Raw genomic sequence first — 19,261 nt, 5'->3', positions numbered from 1 at the left:
CCCTCATGACGAAAACTATACCTAAGGTTCATATTTTTGGTATTCCTTTTTCGAAGATGGATATGAAGGATACGGTACAATACTTAACTGACCGTATAAATGCTGGACAGCAAACGCATGTCATTACGGCTAACCCTATTATGGTAATGAGTGCACTGGAATCTCCCTCCTACAAGGAAATGATGCTGAAATCCGATATTATCGTACCTGATGGTGCGGGAATTGTATGGGCAGCAGCGAAAGGTGGAGACCCAGTCGCTGAACGTGTAACAGGAATTGAACTGCTTCATGAGCTGTTTAAGGTTGGTGAAGCGCATCATTGGAAGGTATTCTTGTTAGGAACGACACAGGAAATTATCGATGCAGCAGCTGAATCCCTTCAAATGCAATATCCTCAGGTGCGAATTGTAGGCAGCCGAAACGGCTACTTCAATGCTTCGCAGGATGATGAGGTCGTTGCTCAAATCGCTGAGCTGGAACCGCATTTGTTATTTGTTGCAAGAGGTGCAGATACGCAAGAGCCGTGGATTGTCAAGCATCGCGCTGCATTGAAAGCTCCGCTCATTATGGGGGTAGGCGGAAGCTTTGATGTGATCTCTGGCAAGCTGAAGCGTGCTCCACAATGGATTCAACGCGTACGGATGGAATGGCTCTTTCGCTTGTTGCAGGAGCCAAAGCGTTTACCACGCATGATGGTATTGCCAAGATTTATGCTTAAAGTGATGCGTAACAAAGATAATGTTACCAAACATATTGATAATTCGTGAAAACAGCCTATTTTCTTAGTAAAACGTTAAAATCGCTAGTAGTATTTTGTTTATAAACGGAGTATAATTCAACACGATGCTTGATATAAACAAAGAGTTGGCATCAAAGTCGCTGGATAAGTTGATTGTCTATAGAGAATGATAAACAGACAATCATCAGTTCCGCTTGTATTCCAGAGGGGAGAATTAACGTTATGCCAATGGGAGTCATTTATGCGGTTGGATTTGTTATTGCACTAATCGTTGCTTTGCTTATGACGCCGCTCGTTAAAAAATTCGCTTTTTTTGTAGGTGCGATTGACAAACCCAATCACCGGAAGGTTCATACACGCATCATGCCGAGAATGGGTGGTCTTGCTATTTATCTTGCATTTATTATTTCATTTTTTTGCGTGATGCCTTTAATTCCAGAAGGCATGCTGCTTGGCAAGGACCTCAACCTGTTGAAGGCAGTCTTGGTAGGCGGTACCATCATTATTATAACTGGAGCTTTGGATGATCGGTTTGAACTTTCTGCTAAACTGAAGCTTGTGCTGCAAATTGTTGCGGCATGTGTGGTTGTGTTTGGCTTTAATATTTCCATTGAATTTGTGAGTTCGCCATTTGGGGAAAACATGCAGCAAATCAACGACTGGATCGGTATTCCGGTTACGATTTTATGGATAGTCGGCGTAACGAATGCGATTAATTTGATTGATGGCCTTGATGGCTTGGCTTCAGGGGTATCGGGTATTGCCATTGGAACGATCTTAATTATGGCGATTATAATGGGCTTTACACCAGTTATTTTGCTAAGCACCTTACTGCTTGGCGGGATAATCGGGTTTTTAAGATATAATTTCTATCCAGCCAAAATTTTCATGGGTGATTCAGGTTCGCTGTTTTTAGGCTTTTGCTTGGCGATGCTGTCATTAATCTCATTCAAACAGGTGACGTTAGTATCATTCGTTATTCCGTTGTTAATTATCGGTGTTCCACTGTCCGATACATTCTTTGCAATTATTCGTCGATTAGTTAATAAGAAGCCAATTTTTGCTCCTGATAAAGGACATTTGCATCACCGTTTGCAGGACTTAGGTTACAGCCATCGCAAAACGGTATTGATGATTTGGGGTATTGCTGCAATTTTTGGTGCCATGGCGATTATTCAATCAGCTGTCATCAAGTTCGGAGCAAACTGGATTACATTTGCCGTCGTATGCATTGTGATCTTCTTAACGCAAATCGGGGCTGAAATTATAGGTATTGTCGACAAGTCTCGTCGTCCATTGATCGGCTTATTACAAAAGCTTGGTTTGAAGCTTGGCCTAGTTAATTCGGAATCAAGAAGTAAATAAAAAAAGCTGCTGAGAAATCAGCAGCTTTTTTTATGTGACCAGCTTATGAGAGCTGGTCTTTTTCTGTTTGCAATTAGTTTTCTTAGTGCTTTTTCATATTTTTGGCACTTTAAATCAAGTCGACAATAACCGATATAAACTTTACGGAACTTTTTAGCAAATTATGCGTCTAAAGTATTGGTAAACAGCAAATTTTGGAAAGGAGTTATCGTGGACATGCTTTCATTGCTCATGTGATCTGCACAGTGTGCAATTCATATATGAAAATTAAATGAGAAGGAGAGGAGTTTTCACTTGAAAAAGTTATTTTCAATCTTCATGACACTGGCACTTATTGTTACTTTAATCCCAGTTTACGGCCCAGCAACTCAAGTTGAAGCTGCAGGTAGTTATTTCTTGTTCCCGAATGAGAAGGACAGTAAGGCATCTGCGCGTATTGTAGCCAACAAATTCGTCAATTTAACAGGGACGATAAACGGAGTAGTTGGCTCATCAATCAGCTATAAGGTTGAACAGATTACAAGCAACAGTGATACGCCACTAAACAGCACGCAAGATATTTCAACAGGTATTACAACGACAGGCGACAATCAGATTACCGTATCTAATGTTGAGCTTTTTGCCGGTCTAAATAAAATTACGTTTAAAGGGGTTGCAGGCACATCAACTGTAGAGGAATCAATCTACATTGAGTTCCGTGATAGCCCAATGCTGAACGATTTGAAGATCTTGTTTGAAAATCGTTCCTACGATGTTCTTGAGAACGGTGTAACGATGCTGTACTCTCAAAGCCAAACGCAAACACCAACGGGTATTATTACAATGGATGGTTATGCGCCAAATGCAACAAAGGTAACCGTTGAAATTAATAATTACAGCTACGATTTCAATGTTTCACAGACTTCTGGTACTTTCCGTTTCACGACGTCACAGCTTACGATCAATAAAGGAATGAACACGATCAAGTTTAAGGTGACTAACGGCGGACAAGTTATTGAAACAACAAGACAAGTGACGCTTTACAACGGTGAAGTTACATATTACGACGAAAAACTTGTCAATGGCACGACAACTTACGATCTTTCCTATAATGGCGATTATTCTGTTAATATGAATAATGGGTTAAAGCTTGAAGGTAAAGCAATCATTCCGTTGCCGCTGTATGATATTGCTAATAGTGGCACAACACCTGTTGATACAAGCGATATGACAGCATTTACCCAGGCGCTTCAGCGTAATATGAGTATTTCGATTACAGGTCAGGCAACAAACCCTGCTGTTTCGATTGATTCATTGAATCCACAGACGCTAACGTCTAGCACGCAATATGTAACAGTCGGATATAGTTATACACTACCAACAACGCTTGCAATGAACACACCAATAAGCTTTAGAATGCAGGCGCCTAACGCAACGCAGTATGATACTTCAGATACTCGTCAATTTATATTGCGCGATGGCACAAAAGCATATATCGCTGATATTAATTATTTGTCTGGCTATGATGCGACTGTAAATACTGCGGCTCGTATTAAAGCGTTGCAAGCAACAGATATTCCAGCAGCTGGAGTTGAGGTTTATTCCATGCCGATGGCTGTTGAGTTGCTTATTGCTAATTATGGTCAATTAGGAGCTATTAATAATAGTAATTCTATTACTGATCAGCTTGAAGTCACAATTAATGGAGTAAATTATTCATATAAAGTGATTTCCGAATCTGATGGTACACCAATTACTGAGGTGGTAACACGAACAGTTGACGGTGTTGATGTTTCCTACTTAAGAGTATTTTTGGAATTTTCGAATATGGACAGATCAGGCACAAACACATTTGGATTTAAACTAACTAGCAGCAATGCGGTTACGGATGTAAAAACAGCTATATTCAAGCTTCAGTATGGTCCTTATGTGAAATTTGAAAACCTTGTAAATGGTATGTCAGTCAACTTTGATTCTTACAAAGATGATAATGAGGCACTCGTAAGGAGAATTGGTGCGCTAACTGGACGCATTATGAATATTGCAAACAATAACGATATTGTTTATCCGACATCAACTACAGAAAAGCAAACAGTATTCTTGTACTTGAATAATGTTGAAGTTCCAATTCAAGCTTACAATTATCATGCTGATAACAATCCAAATTCGAAATCGCCATTATTCACTCCTAAAGGTGTAACGATCAATAACTCAGGACAAATTCAATCTGTTACTACAACCTTTAGTGATTGGATTACTTCTATCATGAATAAGGCTGGGGAAAATACGGTTAAGTTTGTATTCCGTTCAAGCAGTTACAGCTATGAGAATACAATTAAGTTCAACGTAGTTCCAACAAATCTGCCATCTGTTCCTGCTCTTAATACGGATGGAGTATATCCATACACAGCTGGTAATTGGCCTCCAACAGCAAGTGATTCTAATTTTACCGCCAACGCTGGCGTATATACGACAAGACAGGCTGAATTTAATGTATACGGAACATTTGATTTTATCGATTTAGGCTTTAATGAAACTCAAATCAATAATGCACTAACTCAACTAGGTAGCAGCAAAGATAATTACATCGTTCAAATTGCTAATCCGAATTGGAATACGACAGTAGAGTGGAACCTAAGTAAGCAGTTTAAGGTAGTAGATCGACTTCGCAATGTCGAAAAAACAAATACTGGTGCAGAACGCGTTTATAACAGCGGTGCTTCAGATGCATCGACACCAGATGCGAACATTACGTTCTATTATGATAAAGATGCACAAAACTTCTTCTTCAACATCACGAACCAACAGATGCCTGAAGACGGAAGTCCGCTTGTTTATGTTATTACGGTATTTAATACAGGTGTAAGTGGACCTCGCGCCACGTATCGCTTAGAGATCAATCCAATATCGATTCCTTACACCATCAAGTCACCAGTTATGGAAGAGCGTATTACGAATCAAAATTTTGTAGAAGTAATTATTGCGTCGCCAGGAGCAGAGTCGATTACTATTGGTAAGCAGACGATGGAGCCTGTTGACTATCTTGACTACAGCACAGGAACAGCAACGACTACTAAAGCCTTTAGAGCAGTTGTGAATGACTTGAGAGCGAATCGAGATACGAAAATCAGCTTTACGATAAAACGAGGGGATACAACTACGACGGATAGCTTCACCGTCAAGTATGTGCCAACGAATATTCCGGGAGCGCAGTACCTTGAAACGATGAAGAGTTCCCACAAGGTGTTTAATAATGCACTAACGCTAACGTTCCCGAAAAACACGAATTTGATACGACCGAAATACAATGAATCTGCTAACTATGCAACACAGGTGTATAACGGGCATGATATCTTGTTCGCGATAGCTAACCCTGATGATGGGATTGTAAACCGACATATGTTCGAGAGCCAACCGCCTGATTACTCTGCGAATAGTCAAGCAACAGGTGAGCTCCATATTAAAACGAGGTTCGAAAGCTATGCGAACCGTTTCATTAAGGCAAGTCCATTGTTCTGGATTGATGCAGGCTTAGCGGATGATCCGGATATTTCATCACCACAATATGATCCGATAACATCAGGTTTGGATCCATTCCCATTCCCGAATATTGCGGGCAAATACACTGGGAATTTTGCGAGCCGTTACGGCTTAATTGATCGTGAGCTTGTTCCTAGCAATGTGGGCTCATTAACGATTGCTTATGATCCAAGTATTGTACAGAGTGCTAGTACGACGATAACGGTATTTCGTTTTGATCCTTATGCTAGTACATGGGAAAATGTGGGTGGTGTCGTGGACGAGAAAAAAGGCACTATTACAGTGCCGTTTAGCAAGTTCGGATATTATGTAGCGGTTAAGCTAACACGCAGCTACAACGACATTATCGACCACAGCTATGCGCGTGAAGCAATGGAGGCTATCTATTCCAAGGGCGTTATGAACGCAAGTGAGCCAGTTAATCGCTTTGGTGGAGACGAGTACATTACACGCGGTGAGTTTACACGTATGATTGTACGCGCACTAGATCTGCCGTTAAACTACGCTGGCAGCCTTCATTTCACGTATTATCCTGAAACGATTACGAATGCAAGCAATGCCAATGCGATCTATGACTATCGTTACATTGAAACAGCAGCAAGAGCGGGTATTGTAAATGGTACTCGTCCTGGATTCTTCGGTGAAGATGTATCGATTACTCGTCAAGATGCAGCTGTAATCCTTGCTCGTGCTTTAGAGCTTAAACTGGAAACGAGCTCAACAAAAGCAAAACAACAGCTGGATAAAGCATTTTTGGATGGAGCGAGCTTCGATTTCTATGCGATTCCAGCAGTATTAGCGATACAGAAGCAAGGCTTTATCCAAGGTAAACCGATTAATAGCGCAGATCCTAAGGCAGGCAATATCTTTGATCCTAAGGCGAGAATGCTGCGCAGTGATGCTGCTATTATTATGGCGCGTGTCATGAACAAACTGAAGAAGCTGCCTGCTATCTATAACTAATTAGCACGAGCGGTATAAGAGCCTAAGTGCTCTTGTACCGCTTGCTGCTGTAATGGTAAAAGTTTGGTATCGACTTCAAATCTAGTACAGGCTATACTGTTAATAGAAATCAGAAATAAATAAAAATTTCCATCACATTTCCTTTCTCGATTGTGAAAAACTTGCGGATTGGTCGCAACTTTTTATTACAGCGTGCGTCTAAAAGAATGTAAGTTTGAATGAGGGATCAGGGAACCTAGAATTCGGAAAGATTTGGAATGAAAATTCAACTTTCTCTTTACGGTCTGGGCACAACATTGTATAATGTTATAGTGATACATGTAATCTAGCAGTATTCTCTCATTATTTACAAGTTTCTACAGTGCGTATCAACATTCGCGAACGTGCTCGTAGACATCATTTATAATTACGTGCTCTACTCTAGGAAGGGGGTGAATTGGCTATGAGTAAAACGAGCCATATTTTATCAAAACAAAACTCTCAACAACCGAAGCAATTTAGAGGAGGAGAAAAAAAGGTTATGAAAAAAAGTTTATCACTACTAGTTGCAATCGCAATGGTATTCTCCATGTTTGCAACACTTGTTTCTGCTGACGGTAAAGCAGCAGGTCAAAAACTACAAGATCTTGGCATTATTAAAGGTACTTCCGCAGGTCTAGATGAAGACAAAGAATGGTTACGTCAAGACGTAACAGTTCTACTTGCTCGTCTACTAGGTGCTGAATCTCAAGCAGAAGCTCATGCAAATACTCATGGGTTTGCTGATCTTGATTCTAAGTTCTACAATGGTTATGTTTCTTGGGCTAAAGAAAAAGGATATTTCAACGGTGAAACTGATACACGTTTCGGCGTAGGTAACCCAATTACTAACCAACAATTCGCAGCAGTTCTACTTCGCGTACTTAACGTAGATGTTGAATATGCTGAAGCATTTGACAAAGCAGTTGAGCTTGAGTTGGTTTCTGCTGACCTTGACAAAGCTGCAAATGCTGTTCGCGGCAACATCTATGAGTCTCTAGTTACTGCTCTTGATTTCAAAATCGATGGCAAAAAACTAGGTACTATCCTTGGTCTTAAAGGCTATGAAATTACTGATCTTGAGCTTGTTAAAGCATCTGCTGCAGTTGCAAGTGCAGTAACACTTGAGTTCAATGATAAAGTTGCAACAATTAACAATGAAGATGTAACAATTCAAGATGAGAATGGTAATGAAGTATATGTTTCTAAAGTAACAGTTGATGGTAACAAAGCAACTGTCGAACTAGCGGCAACTCTTACTGAAAACATTGCTTATACAGTTTCTGTTGCTAAAGCTGTAAGTGCAGAGAACAGCATTCTTGAAGCTGCTTCTTCAAGCTTCACTTACAAAAAGGCTGAAGCTGCTACTGTAGAGTTCAAAAACACTACAGTTGCTGTAGGAACAACTCTTGAGCTAGTTGTTAAAGATGCTGATGGAAACGATATCTCTAAAGATTATCCTTCTAGCGCATTCAACATTGTCTCTTCTCAACCATCTGTAGTTTCTATCGAGAATGATGGTTCAGCAAAAGCTGCTTCATCTGTAACAAACACGAACTACATCTCTGTAGTTAATGCAACTCTAAATGGTAACGACAAAGTTACTACTGGTAACGTAATCATCACAGTTAGAGAAGCTCTTGCTTTGAATATTACAAAGCTAGAAATTGGCAATGATAAAAATACTGTTCATCTAGGTCCAAACAATGCGGTTACAGTTGGTACTGCAAGTGTTGAGGTTAAAGATCAAGCTGGTCAACTAGTGAATCCTACTAGTGTTTCATTCAGATCTTCTAATCCATCTATTCTTGTAATCGACCAAACTTCTGGTCAATACAGAGCTGTTCAAGAAGGTTCTGCAACAGTAACTTACAGCGCTACACTTTCTGGTAGCACGGTTTCTAAATCTGTTGTAGTAACAGTTAGAAAAGAAGCTGTTCCAACTTCATTTGATCTATCCGTATCTTCTGTACGTGTTGTAAATGGTTCTGAAGTACCTGCAACATTTGATGTTACAGTAAAGGATCAATTCGGTGAGAAAATTGATTCTACTGTTACTGTTACTTCAGCTGACACTGCTCTAATTTTAGATGGCACTGTTAATAAGATTACTAAAGGCGAATACAAAGTAACTGTAGCACAAGGTAATGGAACCTCTAATGGTAACACTACACTAACAATTGCAGTTGAAGGCATCTCTGCTTCTAAGAGAATTTCAGCTTCTGTAGTTAGCCCAGGTACTGCTGCAGGTTATATTGTTGAAGCTGATGGTGGTTTGACAATCGATTCTTATCGTCATAGTGATGTATCTAAAGCTAAACCAGAATCAACTAAAGTTCAAATCTTCTTAAAAGATACTGCTGGCAACAAAATTGGCCAAATTGATGAAAATGATTTTGCTGGTACAAATCCAGTAGCAAAACTAGAACCAGCTGATAGCAAACTTGTTAAATTTAATGGTGCAGAGATTTCTGCTAAGGCTCAAGGTGTTACAGGCACTGAAAATGTGAAAGTTCTTTACAACGGTGTCCAAATTGGTACTCTAGCTATTACAGTCGTTAAGACTTCTGAGAATGCTATTGATAGAGTAGTTCAAAACCAAACATCTATTACAGTTAAACTTGGTACTGATCTTCAAGCTGCTCTTGTAGGACCTAACGGTGCTTTCACAGCGTATAACCAATACGATGAAAAAGTACCTAGTGTTACAGCAAACGTTATTTCTTCAAATCAAAACGTTGTAGCTGCAACAGGTGGTGCTGCATCACTTTCTGGCAACACTGGTACTGCTACACTTAATGTTGAAATTGAAGGTAAGTTCTTCGTTATCAACGTGGTTGTAACTAACTAATAGTCCTTATTTATAAGGAAGTTTATGAATTAAACTGCATCCCAATTGCTAGAAATATCTAGTAGTTGGGGTGCAGTTTTTTATTTGGCTTATAACAGGATGTACAAGGTGTATATTAGTTAGTGTAATTAATTTCAATTTGATCTAATGTAGTACTTATATAGTATGAACTAAAACGTATACATACATACGATTCAAATGTGAATATAAGAAGTTTGAAAAGGATTAAAAACTTATTATAATCGAGCGCAACTTTTTAGATATAAGAATCGTTTTATTCTATAGAAGAGGAGGGGTATCTTTTGATAAGAAACAATACGAATATATTTAGGTGCTTTATTGTAGTAATGATATGCTGTTTAGTTATTCAAGGCTCTTTTTTTACTCCTGTTAGTACTGTAAATGCACAAAGTAAATCTTCATTAATCAGTTTAACAACAGGTGTTTCAGTCACTCTTTATGATGCGCAGGTAGTGAGAGATGAGGTCGGAAACCTTGCATCATTTACTTTATTATTCGAAAATAACTCTAACAGTACAGTCAACTTAATCGATTATTGGGCAAAGATTAAAGGCAGCAATAATAAGTCCTATGTAACAAAGCTTATTGGTGAAGATAAAGACAAGAAATATGTTATTCCAAAAACTACTACATATCTAACTTTTTATGCATATGTTGATGAAAAAGAAAAATTGACAGATCTAAATATAGAATTAATTAAATGGGATTTTAACGCAAATAATTATGAACGGATAATAGGAAGTTTGAAATCGAGCACTAACGGCTTTACAGATTATAAAAAAGCTAAAGAAATTAATATCAATAAAGCCTTAATGAATATTCTCGTAAGTGATTATAAAATGTATACTGATAATCAAAATGCACATATAAGTTTAGACATGGCAATTCGTAATAAAGCTAATAATCTCCTTGATCTCAACTCTTTAGAGTTTTATTTAAGTGATGGGAAAGGTATTCTAATAGAGTTAGAAAAATCATCAAAAGAAGTATCGTTAAGAGCACAGGAACGTAAAAATATAATATTAACTACGGCTGTTGAAAAATCTTTTGCTAACAATAATTTATCAGTTATCGTAATGCTGAAAGATGAAGGAGCAGCAATAAACATTCCTAAGGCTACATTCATATTGCCAAAACTATCTTCAACAGCTATAAATAAAGCTAATAAAGAGACGAGGTACACCATTAATGGTGTATCGATAGCATTAACAATGAATGAGAGTAGTTTAAGTTATACAAATAAAAAGTCAGTAGTAGAGACTAAGGTTACTCTAGAAAACAAAGGAAATAACAAAGTTAAACTTCCTGACTTTGAATTTTATATCAAGAGCTCTCAGGGGTATTTATACCCGATTGTATCTGTCGAAACTGAAGAATTTGATTTACTTCCCAAAATCGCAAAAGAAATAACTTTGCAGGGTGAGATTCCCCAAGACCTTAAGTTAGAAACAAGTGAAATTGTGGTTTTTGTGAAAAACAATGAAAATTCACAAAATAATTATCTAGGTAGCTATCAAATTTCAATTGGAAAATCAACACAGCCTGAGCAGACATCTTCTAGTTCTGCAACATATCAAAATATGTTGATTGAACAAGTCTCTTTACAACGTACTCCAAATGGTATAAATGATTTGCTAATTGCAGAGTTCAAAGTTACAAATAAAGGTAATAAAGGTCAAGGGAAACTAGACATGACTGGTCTTTTTGAGCTTGATGGAGTTAAGTTGTCTGCAGAAAGCACGACAATTATGAATCTTGATCGTTTAGTTGCAGTTTCTCCAGGACAAAGTTATAAAATTGTTGCATATACGGAAATTCCTTATATTCAGAATGCAGATAAAATCGTATTTAGAATGCAGGAGAAAGCAGAATCAGGGCTTAAAGACATTCATTCTTTTGAAGTTTCATCAATGAGTAATGCTAGACTTTTGGCAAGTAACCAAAGTTATAATATCGACACATTAGGTGGTCGTGGTGATGTCATTGTTTTGGATTCAAGTGTATATTCTGGGAAACAAAATGATTTATTTGTTGCCAAATTAAAATACACTAATAAAGAAAAACGTGCTGCAGTTCCGACCAAATTAATTGGTTATATTGAAAACAGCAAAGAAGATATTATTGATTTGGAAGTTAAGAGTTATGAGACTAGATTGCTACCAGATGGCCAAGCAATAATATATGTTTCTGCTGTAACTCCGAAAAATTATGAAGATAAGAAGATTAATTTATATTTTGGGGAAGCAATCGCAGGAACTGAAGAGTTGCAAAAAGTTTTGATAAATCCAGTGTATACTCAACATTTATTTAAAAATGTTGAAACCGATTCAGATTTTTCGAATTTGATATTTAATCAGTATGAAGTATCGTTATATAACTTTTATGGGCAATTAGATAGCTCTGATGGCGGATGGACAATTGATGGAGTTAAGTTGGACTTCGAATATGATTTAAAAATTCGAGATGAAGCTCCTGCGTATAGTGATGTTGAAAATATTATTATTGAGTTTTCAGATGCTACTACTCCAAGTATTGTATTCTCACAGTCTTTCTCGATAAACACTGATGAGGAGAGTTCGTTACAATTAGGCACTCGTAAGTCACAATCGTTATCTGTTAAAAATAATTTTGCACACCTAAAGAATTTTACTACTTATAATGTGAATGTTTATACTGAATACAAAGGCTACAAAAAATTAATCGCTTCGAAAGAGTTACAATTCGGTACGGTTAACTAATCAACTCTAGCAATTCCTCTCGTAATCTTGTATCGTATAATAGAGAGGAGATGAACGAGGTGAAGAAAATTTCAATGAAATGGTTAGGAGCTTCAGCGTTTATCGCTGTTGGAATCGTGGCAGGAGTTATTATTGGCAATGCGATTACGGTTGGAACGAGCTCTGTGACACCAGGAACTGTGAACGATCCTGTCGTGACTAAAAGCTATGTCGATGAGCAAATCGCTAAATTAGGCGGTGGAGGCTCTACTGGTGGCGGGTCCTCTTCGACTGGGCAAGCTACGCTTGAGGTCGTGACCGTTCCGACAAATAAGATTCTAATGGTTGATGCAGGTAGTGAAATTGTAGTGCGCGGAGGCAAAGCGATTGCCTACAGTTCAGATAGCAACGGTATATCCGATGTAACAGCGGGTGCTGACATTAAAAAAGGCTCTCCGGTTCCTGCCAATCATTTGATATGGTTTCCACGTGACGGTCGCGGTATTCAAGCGGCATCAGATTCTAAAACATCATTAATTGTTTTAGTTAAAGGCACTTATTCTTTGCAATGATGATATGTTCAATAAAAAGCGCTGGGCCGTTAATGGCTTGGCGCTTTTTTTATACGATTAGAAATGGATAAGGAGCAAGGATTAGCCAGTGTTGTAAAAACTTCATCAGCGTATTCTAATTCTCTGTCGACATACTAATGATGTAATCATTTTTAGGTTAGGAAAGACGAAGGAGGAGAAAAAATGAGCAGAAGAAATCAAGTAGTTGTTCCGCAAGCAAAAGAAGCGCTGAATGCGATGAAATACGAGCTAGCGGCTGAGCTAGGACTTTATCCAACTGGTGGTCAACAGGATTTTAACTCAGAATTTGCAGGTGAGCTCGGGGCATCTGCTGCTCCAACGCAAGGCTCTATTGACTGGACAACGGTTTCGACACGCAACGTTGGTTACATTGGCGGCTCTATAACGAAGCGTCTTATTCAGCAAGCTGAGCAAGTGCTAGGACAACTGTAACACCGACACAATAACTGGGAATTTGACTTGCATTGACACGAAGCATGATTTTCTGTATTATTCTATCTTAGAAGTGTTGATAATCAACCTTTTCCCTCGGGAAAAGGTTCATTTTTTGTGTATAAGGTTATTCTTATATAGATAAGTATATGGGAGGTTGATACGGATGTCGGTAAAAGGACGCCATTTATTCACATCAGAGTCAGTAACAGAAGGTCATCCCGATAAAATTTGTGACCAAATTTCTGATGCTGTTCTGGATGCATTTTTGGAAGCTGATCCTAATGCGCGTGTTGCATGTGAAGTTTCTGTTGCTACAGGCCTAGTGCTTGTAATTGGGGAAATCACGAGTAAAGCTGATTATATTGATATTTCAGCAATTGCTCGTCGTACAATTAAGGAGATCGGTTATACTCGTGCCAAGTATGGTTTCGACTACAGCACTTGTGCCGTGTTAACATCGCTTAACGAGCAATCTGCTGATATTGCGCAAGGTGTCAATGCTGCTCTTGAATCTCGTGATGGTAAAGACATTAATCAGGAAAATGAAGATATTGGTGCTGGTGACCAAGGTCTAATGTTCGGATTTGCTACGAATGAAACACCTGAGTTAATGCCGCTTCCAATCGCATTATCGCACCGTATCGCCCGTCGTCTATCTGAAGTGCGTAAAAACGGTTCATTGGATTACTTGCGCCCAGATGGAAAAACTCAAGTAACGATCGAGTATGTTGATGGCAAGCCGGTTCGTGTTGACACGATCGTTGTATCGACTCAGCATGCTGAAGATATCACACTTGAGCAAATTCAAGCTGATGTGATGGAGCATGTCATTAAGCCGGTTGTACCACAAGAATGGCTTGACGAGCAAACAAAATACTTTATCAATCCTACAGGTCGTTTCGTAATTGGTGGACCTCAAGGTGATGCGGGCTTAACTGGCCGTAAAATCATTGTTGATACTTATGGCGGCTATGCGCGTCATGGCGGCGGTGCATTCTCCGGTAAAGATCCAACAAAAGTAGACCGCTCTGCTGCGTATGCTGCTCGTTATGTAGCGAAAAACATAGTAGCTGCTGGGCTTGCAGATAAATGTGAAATTCAGTTGGCCTATGCAATTGGTGTTGCACAGCCAGTTTCCATTAATGTGGATACGTATGGCACAGGTAAAGTTGGAGAAGACAAGCTGGTTGAGATCATTCGTAAAAACTTTGATCTACGCCCTGCAGGTATTATTAAAATGCTGGATCTTCGTCGTCCAATTTACTCTAAAACTGCAGCGTATGGTCATTTTGGTCGCACAGATATCGATGCTCCATGGGAGCGTGTAGATAAAGCAGAAACGCTTAAAATCGACGCAGGACTTTAATTCCATAACTTAGAAACTTTTGAGTCAGATTTCACGTCTAATTGGATGTGAAATCTGACTTTTTTATTTTGCAGGAAACTCAGTTGATTATGGTTTTGAGACTAAAGGCCCTTCATTTTTAGGGATGAAAAACCGAAAAATAAAATACGAGTGTATGTTGAGGAGTGAACTGAATGCGGGCAAAACAAAAACTATCGTTAATTATTGCAGTACTGTTGGTTTTACAATTAGCTTTACCAGTTAGTCTTATACAAAGGGAAGCAGCAGCTGCGACATTAGGACCGGTTGTCGTAAGCTTGAGTCCTGCGGATGACGCGATGAACGTGCCACTGCGTGCTATGTTTAAGGTGACATTCGACGAAAATATTGTGAAGCACGACACTAATAAAAACATTACCGTTTATCGCTATGTTGATAACACAGCAGTGCAAACCGTTCCAATGAGCAATGCTACTGTTTCAAACAATGTTCTGTCATTTAGTATTAATACGAACGTACTTAGCCTAAATACAGAGTATTATATTTTAATCGAAGCTGGCGCTGTTGCAAATGAATCTAATGGTGCTTTATTTGCTGGAATAAATTCTCCTGTAACGTGGAATTTTAAAACAATCGAAACTACGGATAATGTAAGGCCTACTTTAAGTTCACATGGCCTCTGTAACACATCTGGTACCTGTAATACTACATTACCGCTGACGACTTCACTGACCTTTACGTTCAGCAAGCCAGTGTACGTAGCTAGTGGCAGCATTAGCTTAACGAGCAGCAATGATAATCGTTCTATTCCGGTTTCTTCTTCTGAAATTGTCGGAAGTGGTACGAACACAATTACAATTACGCCAAGCACGCCTTTAAAACCTTCTTCATTGTATACGATCTCATTCAGTAACAATAATATAACAGATGCATCAGGTAATAGCTTTGCAGGTGGAAGCTATAGATTTTATACAAGCGAGAGTCCAGTGAAGCTCGTTTCTTTCTCCCCTGAAAATGGTGCTTCTGGAGTAAATATTTCGAGCAATTTAGAGCTTGAATTTGACAAACGTGTTCAAGCGAGCAGCAATAAAAAAGTTCAAATACGAAACGTTGCGACTAACGAATTAATATTTAATGAAAATGCAAATAGCTCACGCATTAGAATTAATGGAACGACAGTAACGATTGATCCGGCTGTAAATTTCGATAGAAATGCGTACTACTATGTGACGATCGAACCAGGAGCGTTTTATGAAAGTGGCCGTCCTTCAGAAATTTACTATGGCATGGCAGAAGCAACAGATTGGAGATTCCAAACTGGCTACGGGAATGATACAACTCCACCGCGGATTACTACGTACTCACCTACTAGCAGCAGCAATTCCGTAGGTAAGAATGAGAATATTATCTTAACGTTCTCAGAGCCGGTTTTTGCAAAAAATGGAACGATTACGATTCGTGAATATAATTCTGACGCAGTATATCGCTCAATTGATATTACATCCAGTCGCATAACAGGTGGTGGCACGAACCAGCTTGTTATTGATCCGCATTCTTCAAGAACAGGAGAAAGTGCGAAGTCGTATGCGGTGAATACACGTTATTATGTGACGATTTCTAATCAAGCGCTGGTAGATGTTGCGGGCAATGCATTCGCAGGCCTGTCTGGGAAAAATTATAATTTTACCGTTTCATCCCAACAAGTGGGACCACAGCTTTCATCGTTATCGCCAGTGAATCTTAGTACAACAGTTGCGACAAACGGCAGCTTCAAGATGACGTTCGATAAGCCTGTTCAAGTTAATACTAATAACAACCAAGCAACGATTTATAGCTTAACGGACCAAGCAAGTCATGTAACAGCGGTACTATCAATAGATTCACGTGACAATAAAGTCGTTGTGCTGACACCTACGGAGTCACTACAACCAAATACGGACTATTACATTAATATCGAACCGAACTCTATACGTGATCAAAGCGGCAATTATTTTGTAGGGATCAAAAACGAATATCAATGGAAATTCAAAACATTAGGCGGAGACACTACTCCTCCTTCTATCACGAAGTCCGAGGTAAGCGGCAACACAATTCGACTAGTGTACAATGAGCTATTGAAGGAGAATACGAATCTTTCACCTGCTAGCTTTTACGTAACAGTTGCGGGCAATGCGCGCAACATTAACGCCGTAAAAATTGAAGGTAACGTAGTCTTCCTAACACTAGCTTCCAATGTTGCGAGTAATCAGCAGGTTCTCGTATCGTACAGCAAGGGTTCAGTTGGTCAAATACAAGACTTAACAGGCAATGAGGCTCCAAGCTTCTCTAACCGTGTCGCAACGAATGGATTTACAGCAACGAATCCAGTAATTGCATCAAGCAGCTATAGCGGCAGCACGATTACACTGACATTCAGTGAGAATTTGGATACGATTCATTCTCTGGCGTACACTCAATTTACGGTGACGGCCAATAATAGAGTTATTACGGTTAATCGTTTGGCACAAACGAATAATAACCTGATTATCACACTGAACGAATCGATTTCAGCCAATGCAACCGTTGTAGTCAACTACGTGAAAGGGCTCTACCCGTTATCTGGCTTATCCAGCAATAATGTGGATTCCTTTACGCACACAGTTGGTACAGCAAGCGGTGGCAATAATAATGCACCGGGCGCACCTGTACTTCAGACGATTACATTAACTGACAATAAACTCTATATTAAGTACAACAAAACCATTAATACGAACTCGAAACCGGGAGCATATCAATATTCTGTTCTAGTAAACGGACGCGTTTCCACGGTTCAGTCCGTTGATCTGAGCGGAGATACTGTTGTATTAACACTTTCTTCGACCCCGAAAAGCTCAGATACAGTATTTGTCACATATTTTAGTACGGGATCGACCATTCAAGATAACAACAATAATGCTGCCGTCTCATTCTCAAATGTAAGAGCGACAGCAGGCACGGCTGATCCTGGCGGTACGACTTCCGTTACGGTTCAAGGTGCAATCGTGAGAGGCGATACGCTGACATTAAACTTCTCGGGCAATCTAGATGCAGGCTCTGTTCCAAGCGCAAGCAACTTCTTGGTTCGAATTTCAGAAAATTCTCGAACCATCTCGAACGTTTTAATCAGCGGGTCACAGGTTGTTTTGAAGCTTAATGTAAAGACAAAGGTTGGCGAAACAGCTAAAGTTTCTTACTTTAACACGAACAGCTCGCTTCGAAGTGCTACGGGAGTGGCGGTAAATGGATTTACGGATTTGGCGGTTGCCAATCAAACCACGGTGCTAGATGGCTTGTCAAATGACTATGCTTCAGATGCTAAAGGACTCATTATTCGACCATCGGCAGCTACAACATCTAGTGATATTTCACCGGGCGGCTTTTCCGTCAATCGTTATACGCTAGCAACAGATAAGCTTGTTACAGCGATTACGACATTAGCCGATGCACAAATGCCAAATGCAGATCTGATCTTTGAGGTTCCAAGCTCTGAACGTTCTGCAATTGTTGCCTATCCTGTATCTGCTCTGGAAATGGCGGCAAGAAGAGGGGATTTCAACCTGGTCGTCAAACATGGCGACAATACCTATGAAGTTCCAGTTAGCTCTGTAGACGTTACAGCGGCTTCTCGGGCGCTGGGCGGCAACTCGATGTCTAATTATCTTAAATTAGTATTCGAAGAGGGCAATACGCCTGCTACAACGTCACTTGTAACAGCAATCAATCGCAGCGGAGCAACATTGCTTGAAGGGCCATTCTATTACGATGCTCTCATCGTCAATGGCTCGCAATCTCAAGCAGCTAAAATTACAGGTAACTTAACGCGTGAAGTTCATACAACACGTTCGATTACGAATAGTACGACAACAGCTGTATTTTACGATGAGGTCGTTGGGCAGATTTCGTACGTGCCGACAACGTTCAGTAAATCAGGCAATACAACGACTATAACGTTCAAACGTCCTGGCAACAGTGCCTATGCCGTTGTATCCAATAATAAGGTATTCAATGATTCATCCAAGCATTGGGGACTTCCGTCTATTAACTTAATGACGCGCAAGTTTATTGCTGATGGGCATAGCTCAACGAATTTCAATCCTAAAACTAATATTACGCGTGGTGAATTTGCGACGTATATTGTTAGAGGTTTGGGCTTAAGCGCCAATAAAGATGCGGCTAAGCAGTTTAGAGATGTAAACAGCAACTCTGTTATGGGTGGATATATTGGTGCCGCAGTAGATGCTGGTATTGTAGCAGGGGTGTCGTCGACTTCATTTGCACCAAACAGCTACATTACCCGTCAGGATATGGCGATTATGATGATTCGTGCTGCCAATGCGGTAGGCCTGGATACAAAGCTTCGGTCTTCAGCAGATAGTGTACTGAATGGCTTCAAAGATAAGTCATCCGTAAGCTCTTATGCACGAACCGGGCTGGCTCAAGCGATTGAGGTTGGTATTATTTCTGGAACCTCAGCGACTACTCTTTCGCCAAAAGACAATGCAGAGCGCGTTCAAGGGATCATTATGATTCAGCGTTTGCTGGAGCGTGCAGGATACTTGCAAAAATAACATCATAACTTCTTTTACAAAGCTGCACGGTGACGAACGTATCGTTTCCGTGCAGCTTTTTTATGGAGCTCAAGCGAAGTAAGCAAGTTCGATGAAATTAATTCCCGGT

The 19,261-nt window shown here is 39.7% G+C and carries 9 protein-coding genes; all 9 read left to right on the top strand.

What is annotated here, in order from left to right; translation table 11 throughout:
• The first annotated feature begins 5 nt into the window (after window positions 1-5).
• The 9 genes from ACFP56_RS20015 (at window position 6) to ACFP56_RS19975 (ending at window position 19,152) form a co-directional block, all read left to right on the top strand.
• The gene (locus ACFP56_RS20015; RefSeq protein ID WP_379237954.1) at window positions 6-767 is read left to right on the top strand and encodes a WecB/TagA/CpsF family glycosyltransferase; all 762 of its coding nucleotides are present in this window, start codon (window positions 6-8) and stop codon (window positions 765-767) included.
• Between the two features lie 200 nt (window positions 768-967).
• Window positions 968-2,104 (top strand): glycosyltransferase family 4 protein, encoded by a 1,137-nt coding sequence (locus ACFP56_RS20010; RefSeq protein ID WP_449290050.1) that lies wholly within the window; start codon window positions 968-970, stop codon window positions 2,102-2,104.
• 294 nt (window positions 2,105-2,398) lie between these two features.
• A complete protein-coding gene (locus ACFP56_RS20005) occupies window positions 2,399-6,586 on the top strand; it encodes an S-layer homology domain-containing protein (RefSeq protein ID WP_379237950.1) in 4,188 nt (1,395 codons plus the stop codon).
• 442 nt (window positions 6,587-7,028) lie between these two features.
• Complete coding sequence (locus tag ACFP56_RS20000; RefSeq protein WP_379237947.1) at window positions 7,029-9,455, top strand: S-layer homology domain-containing protein; 2,427 nt, start codon at window positions 7,029-7,031, stop codon at window positions 9,453-9,455.
• A 302-nt stretch (window positions 9,456-9,757) separates the two neighbouring features.
• Entirely contained in the window at window positions 9,758-12,214 is a 2,457-nt protein-coding gene (locus tag ACFP56_RS19995) for a hypothetical protein (protein WP_379237945.1), read from the top strand.
• Window positions 12,215-12,273: 59 nt separating this feature from the next.
• The gene (locus tag ACFP56_RS19990) at window positions 12,274-12,765 is read left to right on the top strand and encodes a hypothetical protein (protein WP_379237943.1); all 492 of its coding nucleotides are present in this window, start codon (window positions 12,274-12,276) and stop codon (window positions 12,763-12,765) included.
• Between the two features lie 183 nt (window positions 12,766-12,948).
• A complete protein-coding gene (locus ACFP56_RS19985; protein WP_379237941.1) occupies window positions 12,949-13,218 on the top strand; it encodes a small, acid-soluble spore protein, alpha/beta type in 270 nt (89 codons plus the stop codon).
• Window positions 13,219-13,384: 166 nt separating this feature from the next.
• Window positions 13,385-14,587: a methionine adenosyltransferase gene (gene metK / locus ACFP56_RS19980; RefSeq protein WP_379237939.1), complete on the top strand. Its 1,203-nt coding sequence runs from the start codon at window positions 13,385-13,387 to the stop codon at window positions 14,585-14,587.
• Between the two features lie 173 nt (window positions 14,588-14,760).
• Window positions 14,761-19,152, top strand: a complete 4,392-nt coding sequence (locus tag ACFP56_RS19975) for an Ig-like domain-containing protein (RefSeq protein WP_379237937.1) — start codon at window positions 14,761-14,763, stop codon at window positions 19,150-19,152.
• Window positions 19,153-19,261 lie beyond the last annotated feature (109 nt).

The sequence above is a fragment of the Paenibacillus septentrionalis genome (assembly GCF_042659865.1).
Taxonomy (GTDB): domain Bacteria; phylum Bacillota; class Bacilli; order Paenibacillales; family Paenibacillaceae; genus Pristimantibacillus; species Pristimantibacillus septentrionalis.
This window is presented reverse-complemented; position numbering and strand designations above follow the sequence as displayed.